Annotated in this window: 12 protein-coding genes and 1 riboswitch; of the genes, 8 read left to right on the top strand and 4 right to left on the bottom strand. The window is 51.6% G+C overall.

The window, feature by feature from the left end:
* Nucleotides 1-3: 3 nt before the first annotated feature.
* From cbiB to pduF, 4 genes are all read right to left on the bottom strand, one after another.
* Nucleotides 4-963 carry an adenosylcobinamide-phosphate synthase CbiB gene (gene cbiB, locus OGX66_RS20730; RefSeq protein WP_003839024.1) on the bottom strand — a complete coding sequence of 320 codons (960 nt, stop codon included), beginning with the start codon at nucleotides 961-963 and terminating at the stop codon, nucleotides 4-6.
* Nucleotides 960-2,339 (bottom strand): cobyrinic acid a,c-diamide synthase CobB, encoded by a 1,380-nt coding sequence (locus tag OGX66_RS20725; RefSeq protein ID WP_088903320.1) that lies wholly within the window; start codon nucleotides 2,337-2,339, stop codon nucleotides 960-962. The genes cbiB and OGX66_RS20725 overlap by 4 nt, the downstream gene beginning before the upstream one ends.
* A gap of 88 nt (nucleotides 2,340-2,427) precedes the next feature.
* Nucleotides 2,428-2,602, bottom strand: a riboswitch (cobalamin riboswitch).
* 332 nt (nucleotides 2,603-2,934) lie between these two features.
* Nucleotides 2,935-3,846, bottom strand: a complete 912-nt coding sequence (gene pocR, locus OGX66_RS20720) for a transcriptional regulator PocR (RefSeq protein ID WP_003030260.1) — start codon at nucleotides 3,844-3,846, stop codon at nucleotides 2,935-2,937.
* Between the two features lie 203 nt (nucleotides 3,847-4,049).
* Complete coding sequence (gene pduF / locus OGX66_RS20715) at nucleotides 4,050-4,859, bottom strand: propanediol diffusion facilitator PduF (protein ID WP_003030258.1); 810 nt, start codon at nucleotides 4,857-4,859, stop codon at nucleotides 4,050-4,052.
* Between the two features lie 525 nt (nucleotides 4,860-5,384).
* On the opposite strand from pduF, the gene pduA reads away from it, so the two are divergent.
* Genes pduA through pduJ form a run of 8 tightly spaced genes read left to right on the top strand, consistent with a single transcriptional unit; the run spans nucleotide 5,385 to nucleotide 11,862 of the window.
* On the top strand, nucleotides 5,385-5,666 hold the full coding sequence (gene pduA, locus OGX66_RS20710; protein ID WP_003030255.1) for a propanediol utilization microcompartment protein PduA: 282 nt from the start codon (nucleotides 5,385-5,387) through the stop codon (nucleotides 5,664-5,666).
* Nucleotides 5,666-6,478 carry a propanediol utilization microcompartment protein PduB gene (pduB, locus tag OGX66_RS20705; protein WP_003030252.1) on the top strand — a complete coding sequence of 271 codons (813 nt, stop codon included), beginning with the start codon at nucleotides 5,666-5,668 and terminating at the stop codon, nucleotides 6,476-6,478. Before pduA ends, pduB begins: the two co-directional genes overlap by 1 nt.
* An 18-nt stretch (nucleotides 6,479-6,496) precedes the next feature.
* Entirely contained in the window at nucleotides 6,497-8,161 is a 1,665-nt protein-coding gene (gene pduC / locus OGX66_RS20700) for a propanediol dehydratase large subunit PduC (RefSeq protein WP_003030249.1), read from the top strand.
* Between the two features lie 10 nt (nucleotides 8,162-8,171).
* Nucleotides 8,172-8,846, top strand: coding sequence for a propanediol dehydratase medium subunit PduD (gene pduD, locus OGX66_RS20695; protein WP_032949568.1), 675 nt, complete (start codon nucleotides 8,172-8,174; stop codon nucleotides 8,844-8,846).
* A 14-nt stretch (nucleotides 8,847-8,860) separates the two neighbouring features.
* Complete coding sequence (gene pduE, locus OGX66_RS20690; RefSeq protein ID WP_003030243.1) at nucleotides 8,861-9,379, top strand: propanediol dehydratase small subunit PduE; 519 nt, start codon at nucleotides 8,861-8,863, stop codon at nucleotides 9,377-9,379.
* Between the two features lie 15 nt (nucleotides 9,380-9,394).
* Nucleotides 9,395-11,227, top strand: coding sequence for a diol dehydratase reactivase subunit alpha (locus OGX66_RS20685; RefSeq protein WP_270932351.1), 1,833 nt, complete (start codon nucleotides 9,395-9,397; stop codon nucleotides 11,225-11,227).
* On the top strand, nucleotides 11,217-11,567 hold the full coding sequence (locus OGX66_RS20680; RefSeq protein WP_003844243.1) for a glycerol dehydratase reactivase beta/small subunit family protein: 351 nt from the start codon (nucleotides 11,217-11,219) through the stop codon (nucleotides 11,565-11,567). The genes OGX66_RS20685 and OGX66_RS20680 overlap by 11 nt, the downstream gene beginning before the upstream one ends.
* A 19-nt stretch (nucleotides 11,568-11,586) precedes the next feature.
* On the top strand, nucleotides 11,587-11,862 hold the full coding sequence (pduJ, locus tag OGX66_RS20675; protein ID WP_001057752.1) for a propanediol utilization microcompartment protein PduJ: 276 nt from the start codon (nucleotides 11,587-11,589) through the stop codon (nucleotides 11,860-11,862).
* The last annotated feature ends 3 nt before the right edge of the window (nucleotides 11,863-11,865 follow it).

Genomic DNA, 11,865 nt, shown 5'->3' with positions numbered 1-11,865 from the left:
TCCTCAGGCTACACCGGCCCACAGCCACCGCAGCGCAATAAACAGCGCCAGTGCCAGCGTCGATGCCACCCACATCAGTCGAATCGTATGGGAAATGTCGTCTACCGAAATGTCGCGTTGTGCATCACCGATCCACGGTTTCTCAACGCGCTCGCCAAAGTAGTCATTAGGACCACCCAGACGAATGCCTAATGCCCCGGCTACGGATGCCTCTGACCACGCGCAGTTTGGGCTGCTGTGGTTGTAGCGATCGCGCCAGCCAATCTGTAAAGCTCGCGAGCCGTCTTTACGGCATAAAAATGCCGCCACGCCCAGCAGCAGCCAGCTCAGTCTTGCAGGAATAAAGTTCGCGACATCGTCCAGACGCGCGCTGACCATACCGATAGCGCGGTATTTTTCATGTTTGTAGCCCACCATGGAGTCAAGGGTGTTTACCGCTTTGTAGGCCATCGCCAGGGGCGCACCGCCGAGAAGGAGAAAGAACAGCGGCGCGATAATGCCGTCGACGGTGTTTTCAGCCACGGTTTCCACCACCGCGCGATTGATCTGTTGCGGTTGCAGTTGCGAGGTATCACGCCCCACTATCCACGACAGTTTTTCCCGACTCGCGGCAAGGTCACCGGCCCGTAGAGGACGTTCGACATCCTGTGCGGCATTCGCCAGGCATCGCCCGGCCAGCACGGTAAAGATCATCCATACCTCTACCACCCAACCCAACCAGGGATGAACAGATTTTGCCAGTACCAGCACGCCCCAGGACGCAGCCCAGGTCAGACCAACCACCACAATCCACATCACCGCGCCACCAATGCGCAGCGCACGGTCGCTATGACAATAACGCCGAATAATTCGCTGCACTGCAGAAATCAGATTGCCAATCCAGCGCACCGGATGCGGCCAGTTCTGCGGATCGCCGATGATAAAATCAAGCAGCCAGGCAACACACCACGCAAGGATCGTCATAGCGCGCTCCTCGCGGCTGTCAGCCAGTGGTTAAGCATCTGCGGACGTTGAGCAAAATGAACGTGTAGATAGCTGGCGAAGGTGTTTCCGACCTGCCAGCCGCCGGACCAGGCTTGCAGCGTTTTACCATCGCGCACTTTGCGACAGTTCATCACCGCTGGCGTTTCAGGGGTAAAATCGGAATAGTGGAATTCATGCCCGCGCAGCACTTCCCCTTCTGCTGCTAACAATGTTTGCTGCGCGGCCTGCGCTTCGCAGTAGCCAAATCGGGTCAGACGTTTTCCCATTTTGCTGTGGCCGGGAATGATATCCGCCATCAGCCAGGTATCGCCGTTACTGTCCTCAAGCGAACTGCCGAGATACATCAGCCCCCCACACTCTGCGTAAATCGCGACGCCACGTTGATGCGCCGCTCGCAGTTGCTTCAGCATCGAGACATTGCGAGCCAGCGCCGCAGCGTGTAGCTCAGGATATCCGCCACCTAACCAGATCATCTGACAGTCGGGTAAGCAGGTGTCGTGCAACGGGCTAAAACGAACAATATTAAGCCCCGTACGTTCCAGCAGCGTAATGTTGTCCGGGTAGTAGAAGTTGAAGGCTTCGTCATCGGCAATTGCAAGCGTTAGCCCTGCTCCAGCATCTGCGGCAGGCAGCGCGGGCCATTCGCCAGCAGGAAGATTGGTTGACTGGCTTAATGTCAGCAGTGCGTCAATAGCAAGGGTTTGCTCCAGCGTGGCAGCAAACTCCTGCCACGGTTGCTGATTGATAACCGACTCACGTGCGGTGACTAAACCCAAATGTCGTTCGGGAAGGGCAACCCCATCCATACGGGGTACGTAACCTAAGACGGGTACATCGCAGTAACGTTCGATTGCGACTTTCAGTAACTGGTAATGCGTTTCGCTGTTAACCCGATTAACAATAACGCCGGCGATGTTCAGGGTGGGATCAAAATGCTGAAAACCCATTACCGTTGCGGCGATTGAGGTGGAAACAGCTTTGCCATCAACCAGTAAGATGACCGGACAGCCTAACTGTTTAGCCATCGCGGCGGTGCTGCAGTAGTTTGGGTCGGTACCATAGCCGTCATACAGCCCCATCACACCTTCAATAACGGCGATATCCGCATGTCGCATCTGCTCGTTGAATAGAGCGTTCAGCGTGGGGGCGGGAAGCATGAAGCTATCAAGATTGCGGGAAGCGGTACCGCATACCGCTGTATGCCAACCGGTATCAAGGTAATCAGGCCCCACTTTGCAAGGCTGGACGCGCAAACCGCGTTTTTTCAACAAGCTCAACAAGCCCAGCGTCACCGTGGTTTTACCACAGCCGCTTCCGGTACCTGCAAGAACAAATGCGTGAAAATTGGCCGCCATACCCTGATCCTGTTCAGGGTGGTAGGGGTGTAGAGATACCCAGTCTCTCGACTGTATGCATCTGAACCACCCACTTCCCACCGAAGTTGTTGGTAGTCACTGACAGGCAGGTCTTCTGGCTTAGCGTCATCCTCACCCGTCCTTCCCAATCTTGCGATCAGTGGTCCATACGGGGTCGTCAGCATCACAGCAGCGGGGGCTGCGGGGGATTCTCACCCCCTTCCCTACCACAAATGTGGCAAACCTGTCAGTTCAAGAGCCTGGTTAATTAAGCTCTCTGTTATGAGGTAAATTCACGACCTCATGACAATAATTCAGTTTAATATCTTTCCAAATTCATTCAGCCAATTTCCTGGCCTTTTCCCACATATTCATACGTTCACTTTTTGAATGAAAGTATCAGCTAAGAATAAAGAAAGTCATTCACACAGACACTGTATCTCATCACAAAAATAAAAACTGGTGCAGTTTATCCCTCTAATACCATTATTTTGTTGCGCTATGACAATTTATTGGCAGCTGTCATTATTTTTCATTTTATAATGACGGGCATAGCACCACATATCAAAAATCGGCAATAGCAAAATATTGCTATTTAAGCGGACTCTCCACGTGAAATGACATTAATTTGCTGGCGAAATGCCTGCGGCGTAACCTGATACGTTTGACGGAACACTTTGCAAAAATAGCTGGTTTGCGAAAAGCCTAAATTACGCGCAATGCTGGCTATGCTCCAGTCACTGTGGCAAAGCAACTCTTTGGCACTTGCCATTCTCTGTTGGTTTACCCATGCGTTAAAACCGATACCCTGATATTTTTTGAACAATTTGCTGAAATAGTACGGGCTAAGGAAAACATGAGAGGCAACATCTTCCAGACGTAGCTCGTCTGATAAATGTGCATCAATATAGCGCAGGGCTTTTTTCATTTTACTGTCATGCGGATTGGTACTGCGGTTAGCGCGTACAGGTTCTGACTGCTGCGGGTTATCTTTGATAACAACAAAATTGAGTTGTTTCTTAAGGCAATTTTCGACGATGAGCTTGAGTAAATCCGCTGAGGCAATGACTCGAGAATAGTCCATCTCAGGTACATTACGGAACTCGTTGACCAGCTCTGGATCGGCTTGCCAGCGGTCATCGACGTTCAGAATATCAACGAGGCCTACATCGTTACTTAAGCGTACTTGTCCACAAAGCACAAACCCTACCAGGTGTCCCGCGATGACCAGCGGAATTGAGAAATCGGTAAGCCCGGCATGGCAGCGATAAATGCAGGGCTGATCGGACTTAGAGGCTTCCAACCCGCCACAGCGGTCGCTCATACGACAACGCGTACTATGCTGAGGATGCTGGCGCATCAACTGGCAAAAAGGAGTGAAATTAAAAAGCTCAGAAATTTCATCACCGTGAATATTGACAACCACAACAGCCAGACTGGTGGCCTGTGCAAAATCCTGTGCGATTTTATTAATGAGTTCTGAGTTCAGGGCACTCGCAGAAATCATGATAAAACCTCTCAGTTAATTTATTGTTATAAATAAAACATATTATTCACACATTCATTTTCATCTCGCGATCCAGCGCTCTGATGAAAGTCAGCATTGAACATAACAAAAGTCTCCCATTCTTGGGAGACTTTTTAAGCCGTTCAGGAAACCGGATCACGAAAACAGTTTTTACCTTTCAATAATAAACATCTTTCATGAAGCTAGCTCTCGTTTTCCTCCAACTTACACGAATTACACGGTAAATTTTTGCCAATAAAATAACGATAAATTGCTGCGCCCGCACAGGCGCCGATGATGGGAGCCACAATCGGCACGATGAAATAAGGGATATCGCGCCCGCCGGTCATCGCAACATCACCCCACCCGGCCATCCAGGCAAACAATTTAGGACCAAAATCACGTGCCGGGTTCATCGCAAAGCCGGTAAGTGGGCCGGTTGATGCGCCGATAACAGCAACCAGAATACCAATCAACAGTGGTGCCAGAGGGCCTTTGGGAACGCCGTTACCGTCGTCCGTTAGCGCCATAATCATCCCCATCAGAATGGAGGTAATCACCACTTCGACCAGTGCGGCCTGCCAGACACTCAGTGCGGCGGCAGGATACGTGCTAAAAATACTGGCAAGTTGCAGGCTTTCCAGACTGCCGCGTACCATTTGGTGGGCTGATTCATATTCAATAAATAAACTGCCGTACAACAAATAGGCCAGCATAGCGCCACCAAAGGCACCCGCTATCTGAGCGACAGAATAAGGCAGTACTTTACGGCCAGGAAAACAGGCAAACAACCAAAGTGCGATGGTAATAGCGGGATTGAGATGGGCCCCAGAAATCCCGGCTGTCAGGTAAACTGCAAGCGAGATCCCCAAGCCCCATATGATACAGATCTCCCACAATCCCAAACTGGCACCCGCGACCTTCAGGGCGCTCAGGCACCCAATACCAAAAAACAAAAATAGCCCGGTACCCAAAAACTCAGCAATACATTGCGCTCTTAGTGAATCGTTCATTGTGACACCTTCTAAGCAGAGTTCGTGTCTTTACCAGCGGACTCCTTGCTGGCAGGAAGGTTACTTCAAGACTTACTATAAAAATCTGTATCGGCAAATTGTTGGCAATCTGCAAGCGACATACCCTTAAAAATCGTGTTGTGATAGCAAATTTTTGCTATCACCTTTATTAAAACAGGCGACAAAACGTGGATTCACCCAATTAAAAGTACATTTTCAAAATAATAAAATATTGCGAACAGCAGAATTCCATTTTCAAACGATCATCACAATTTCATTTTTCTCGCATAGCAAATGATATTTAAACTGTCACTCAGAAAAGTGTAAATATGGAATTAACATAACCAAATAGTCATATCGATTAAGATTAAAATAACCAATAAAAACATAGCATTACAATAACTCACAGCAATTTTATCTCACCGTTACCCCACTATTTTTTCACTCTTACTTTCAACTCAGCCATTCTTTTTCCTCGCTTCTTTTTATAGTCATGAAAATCGGGACAACCCAGGCGAGGTCTTTATGCAACAAGAAGCGTTAGGAATGGTAGAAACCAAAGGCTTAACTGCAGCCATAGAGGCCGCAGATGCAATGGTGAAGTCAGCCAATGTAATGCTGGTCGGCTACGAAAAAATTGGTTCGGGGCTGGTAACAGTTATTGTCCGCGGCGATGTCGGCGCAGTCAAAGCAGCAACAGATGCCGGTGCCGCCGCAGCCCGTAATGTGGGAGAAGTGAAAGCCGTACACGTTATCCCACGCCCGCATACCGATGTAGAAAAAATCTTACCGAAGGGAATTAGCTAATGAGCAGCAATGAACTGGTTGAACAGATCATGGCGCAGGTGATTGCTCGTGTGGCAACGCCAGAACAGCAGGCTATCCCAGAAAATAATCACCCAACACGAGAAACGGCTATGGCAGAGAAAAGCTGCAGTTTAACGGAGTTTGTCGGTACCGCGATTGGCGACACCGTCGGTCTGGTAATCGCCAACGTAGACAGTGCCCTACTGGACGCAATGAAACTTGAAAAACGCTATCGCTCCATTGGCATCCTTGGCGCCCGTACTGGCGCAGGCCCGCACATCATGGCCGCCGATGAAGCGGTGAAAGCCACCAATACTGAAGTCGTCAGTATTGAGTTACCACGTGATACCAAAGGCGGCGCAGGTCATGGCTCGCTGATTATCCTTGGCGGCAACGATGTTTCCGACGTGAAACGCGGCATTGAAGTCGCACTGAAAGAACTGGATCGCACCTTTGGCGACGTTTATGCCAACGAAGCCGGTCACATCGAAATGCAGTACACCGCACGCGCCAGCTACGCACTGGAAAAAGCCTTTGGCGCACCGATTGGTCGTGCCTGTGGCGTCATCGTCGGCGCACCAGCATCCGTTGGTGTCCTGATGGCTGATACTGCCCTGAAATCCGCCAACGTGGAAGTTGTGGCTTACAGCTCCCCTGCTCATGGCACCAGCTTCAGTAACGAAGCCATTCTGGTTATTTCGGGTGACTCTGGCGCTGTTCGTCAGGCTGTTATCTCCGCCCGTGAAATCGGTAAAACCGTACTCGGGACCCTCGGCTCAGAGCCGAAAAACGATCGTCCGTCCTACATCTGATATCAGTGAGGCTGATTCATGAGATCGAAAAGATTTGAAGCACTGGCGAAGCGCCCTGTGAATCAGGATGGCTTCGTTAAGGAGTGGATCGAAGAAGGCTTCATTGCGATGGAAAGCCCGAACGACCCCAAACCGTCGATTAAAATCGTCAACGGTACAGTCACTGAACTGGACGGTAAATCCGCCAGTGAATTTGACTTAATCGACCATTTCATTGCCCGCTACGGCATTAACCTGGCGCGCGCTGAAGAAGTCATGGCGATGGATTCGGTCAAACTGGCCAATATGCTTTGCGATCCCAACGTGAAGCGCAAAGACATTGTGCCGCTGACCACCGCAATGACGCCGGCAAAAATCGTCGAAGTCGTATCCCATATGAACGTCGTTGAGATGATGATGGCCATGCAGAAAATGCGTGCTCGTCGTACACCATCTCAACAAGCGCACGTCACTAATGTCAAAGATAACCCCGTGCAAATTGCCGCTGATGCCGCTGAAGGCGCATGGCGCGGGTTTGACGAACAGGAAACGACCGTTGCCGTTGCGCGTTATGCGCCATTTAACGCCATTGCGCTGTTAGTCGGCTCACAGGTTGGACGCCCGGGCGTGTTAACTCAGTGTTCTCTGGAAGAAGCAACCGAACTCAAACTCGGGATGCTAGGCCACACTTGCTACGCTGAAACCATCTCCGTCTATGGTACTGAACCCGTCTTTACCGACGGCGATGACACGCCATGGTCTAAAGGCTTCCTCGCCTCGTCCTACGCATCCCGTGGTCTGAAAATGCGCTTTACCTCCGGCTCTGGTTCAGAAGTTCAGATGGGTTACGCCGAAGGCAAATCGATGCTTTATCTGGAAGCCCGCTGTATTTACATCACCAAAGCTGCTGGCGTACAGGGTCTGCAAAACGGTTCCGTAAGCTGCATCGGAGTCCCTTCCGCCGTGCCGTCAGGAATTCGTGCAGTGCTGGCTGAAAACCTGATCTGCTCCTCTCTGGATCTGGAATGCGCCTCCAGCAACGACCAAACCTTTACCCACTCGGATATGCGTCGTACTGCGCGTCTGCTGATGCAGTTCCTGCCGGGTACTGACTTCATTTCTTCTGGTTATTCCGCAGTGCCGAACTACGACAACATGTTTGCGGGTTCGAACGAGGATGCTGAAGATTTTGACGACTACAACGTTCTCCAGCGTGACCTGAAAGTAGACGGTGGTCTGCGCCCGGTTCGTGAAGAAGACGTTATCGCCATTCGTAACAAAGCGGCGCGTGCGCTGCAGGCCGTCTTTGCCGGGATGGGATTACCGCCAATCACTGATGAAGAAGTGGAAGCGGCGACCTACGCCCACGGTTCGAAAGATATGCCGGAACGTAACATCGTTGAAGATATCAAGTTTGCACAAGAGATCATCAACAAAAACCGTAACGGTCTGGAAGTGGTGAAAGCCCTTGCTCAGGGCGGATTTACCGATGTCGCTCAGGACATGCTCAACATCCAGAAAGCCAAGTTAACCGGGGATTACCTGCATACCTCCGCCATTATCGTTGGCGACGGACAGGTGCTATCCGCTGTCAATGATGTTAACGACTATGCCGGTCCGGCAACAGGTTATCGCCTGCAAGGCGAACGCTGGGAAGAGATCAAAAACATCCCTGGCGCACTTGATCCCAACGAGCTTGGCTAAGGGGTGAAAAATGGAAATTAATGAAAAACTGCTGCGCCAGATAATTGAAGATGTGTTGTCTGAAATGCAGACCAGCGACAAACCCGTCTCTTTCCGCGCATCTACAGCGGCAAGCGCACCTCAGGCTGCTGCGGCACAGGGCGACAGCTTTCTGACCGAGATTGGTGAAGCCAAACAAGGCCAGCAACAGGACGAAGTGATTATTGCCGTAGGGCCGGCGTTTGGCCTGTCACAAACCGTCAATATTGTAGGGATCCCGCATAAGAATATCTTGCGCGAAGTGATTGCCGGTATTGAAGAAGAAGGCATTAAAGCGCGCGTTATCCGCTGCTTTAAATCCTCCGATGTGGCGTTTGTTGCCGTTGAGGGTAACCGTCTGAGCGGTTCCGGGATCTCTATCGGTATCCAGTCAAAAGGCACGACGGTTATCCACCAGCAGGGGTTACCGCCGCTTTCAAACCTGGAGCTGTTCCCTCAGGCACCGCTTCTGACGCTGGAAACCTATCGTCAGATCGGTAAAAACGCCGCGCGTTATGCCAAGCGTGAATCTCCGCAACCGGTCCCGACTCTGAATGACCAGATGGCTCGTCCTAAGTACCAGGCGAAATCAGCCATTCTGCACATTAAAGAGACCAAATACGTTGTGACAGGCAAAAACCCGCAGGAACTGCGCGTGACGCTTTGATAAAGGATACCTCCATGAATACCGACGCAATTGAATCGATGGTTCGGGATGTGTTGAGCCGGATGAACAGCCTGCAAGGCGAGTCCGCGACTCCGCCCGCGGCGAGTTCATCAGCACATACCGCGAAAGTCACGGATTACCCTCTCGCGAATAAACATCCTGAGTGGGTAAAAACTGCGACCAACAAAACGCTGGACGACTTCACGCTTGAAAATGTTCTGAGCAACAAAGTGACCGCGCAGGACATGCGCATCACTCCTGAAACACTGCGCCTCCAGGCGGAAATCGCCAAAGATGCCGGACGTGACAGGCTGGCGATGAACTTTGAGCGCGCTGCCGAGCTAACCGCTGTTCCTGACGATCGCATTCTTGAGATCTACAACGCGCTGCGCCCGTACCGCTCAACAAAAGATGAGCTGATGGCTATCGCCGACGATCTCGAAAATCGTTATCAGGCAAAAATCTGTGCAGCTTTCGTTCGTGAAGCGGCAGCGCTGTACGTTGAGCGTAAAAAACTCAAAGGCGACGACTAACTCAGGGACAGGATCATGCGATATATAGCTGGCATTGACATAGGTAACTCATCAACGGAAGTCGCTCTGGCTACTCTGGATGAGTCTGGCGTGCTGAGCATCACCGGCAGCGCGCTGGCAGAAACCACCGGAATTAAGGGCACATTACGTAATGTGTTTGGCATTCAGGAGGCCCTTACGCTGGCGGCAAAAAACGCCGGTATCAATGTCAGCGATATTTCGCTCATCCGTATTAACGAAGCCACCCCGGTCATTGGCGACGTGGCGATGGAAACAATAACCGAAACCATCATCACTGAATCCACCATGATCGGCCATAACCCTAAAACACCGGGCGGTGTCGGGTTAGGCGTGGGCGTCACTATTACGCCGGAAGACCTTCTCAGTCGCCCGGCGGATACGCCCTATATTCTGGTGGTGTCATCGGCATTTGATTTCGCCGATGTTGCTACGATGATTAATGCCTCCGTCCGTGCCGGATACCAGTTGACTGGTGTTATTTTGCAGCAGGACGATGGTGTGTTGGTCAGTAATCGTCTGACTCATTCCCTGCCCATAGTCGATGAAGTCCTTCATATTGATCGTATCCCGTTGGGGATGCTGGCTGCCATTGAGGTCGCCGTACCAGGAAAGGTTATTGAAACGCTTTCTAACCCCTACGGTATTGCAACTGTCTTTGGCCTCAATGCCGATGAGACTAAAAACATTGTTCCGATGGCACGGGCGCTGATCGGCAACCGTTCAGCCGTGGTGGTGAAAACGCCGTCAGGTGATGTGAAAGCGCGAGCGATTCCTGCCGGAAATCTGGAGCTACAGTCTCAGGGTCGTACAGTACGGGTCGACGTTGCAGCGGGCGCCGAAGCGATTATGAAAGCGGTTGGTGAATGCCCGAAACTGGATAACGTTACTGGAGAAGCTGGCACCAATATTGGCGGCATGCTGGAGCATGTGCGCCAGACGATGGCTGAATTAACCAATAAACCCAGTCATGAAATTTTTATTCAGGATCTGCTGGCGGTCGATACCTCGGTTCCTGTCAGCGTGACGGGTGGACTTGCCGGTGAGTTCTCGCTGGAACAGGCTGTCGGCATAGCCTCCATGGTGAAATCAGACCGCCTGCAAATGGCGATGATTGCCCAGGAGATCACGCAAAAGCTCAACATTGACGTCCAGGTTGGCGGGGCCGAAGCCGAAGCTGCCATTCTGGGGGCCTTAACTACTCCGGGCACCACGCGACCACTGGCTATTCTGGACCTCGGCGCGGGTTCAACCGACGCTTCTATCATCAATCCTAAGGGCGAAATTATTGCCACGCACCTGGCGGGTGCAGGCGATATGGTCACGATGATCATTGCCCGTGAACTGGGTCTGGATGACCGTTACCTCGCGGAAGAGATTAAAAAGTATCCGTTGGCGAAAGTTGAGAGCTTGTTCCATCTTCGCCACGAAGACGGCAGCGTTCAGTTCTTCCCTACGCCTCTCCCGCCAACGGTTTTTGCGCGCGTGTGCGTAGTGAAGCCCGATGAACTGGTGCCACTGCCGGGTGAACTGGCGCTGGAGAAAATACGGGCCATTCGTCGAAGTGCTAAGGAACGCGTTTTCGTTACTAACGCACTCAGAGCGCTACGTCAGGTGAGTCCGACGGGGAACATTCGGGATATTCCCTTTGTGGTACTGGTTGGCGGCTCATCCCTGGATTTTGAAGTTCCGCAGCTGGTCACCGATGCTCTGGCGCATTATCGACTGGTTGCCGGACGCGGCAATATTCGTGGTACCGAAGGTCCGCGCAATGCGGTTGCAACAGGGCTGATTCTCTCCTGGCATAAGGCATTCGCTCATGGAAAGTAATCTCACCACGCCAGCCATCGTTATCTTCACCAGTGCTGACTGCGCTGACGTCTGGAATGACGTACTGCTGGGTATTGAAGAAGAAGGGATCCCCTTTGTGATTCAGGAGAATGACTCAACTGACGTTATCCACAACGCATGGTTGGCCGCCTGCCAATCACCATTGCTGGTTGGTATTGGCTGTAGCCGTGAAAAACTGGTCGTGCACTACAAAAACTTACCCTCATCAGCACCGCTTTTTACGCTGACGTATCAACAAAATAGCCACGATCGCCGCAGCATTGGTAACAACGCTGCGCGGCTGGTTAAAGGCATTCCGTTCCGGGAATGCCACTCATAACCCACAGGAGAAAAGCAGTATGAATAACGCACTGGGACTGGTTGAAACAAAAGGGCTTGTCGGCGCTATTGAAGCCGCTGATGCCATGGTGAAATCCGCAAACGTGCAGTTGGTTGGTTACGAAAAAATCGGCTCTGGCCTGATCACCGTTATGGTTCGCGGTGATGTCGGCGCGGTGAAAGCAGCCGTAGATGCTGGAAGCGCAGCCGCAAGCGCCGTTGGCGAGGTGAAATCCTGCCACGTTATCCCGCGTCCGCACAGCGACGTTGAAGCCATTTTACCTAAATCCGCATAAGTC

Source organism: Citrobacter sp. Cf072 (assembly GCF_030334485.1).
Lineage (GTDB): Bacteria > Pseudomonadota > Gammaproteobacteria > Enterobacterales > Enterobacteriaceae > Citrobacter > Citrobacter freundii.
The sequence above is the reverse complement of the archived record's forward strand: the minus strand, read 5'-3'. Positions and strand labels throughout refer to the sequence as shown.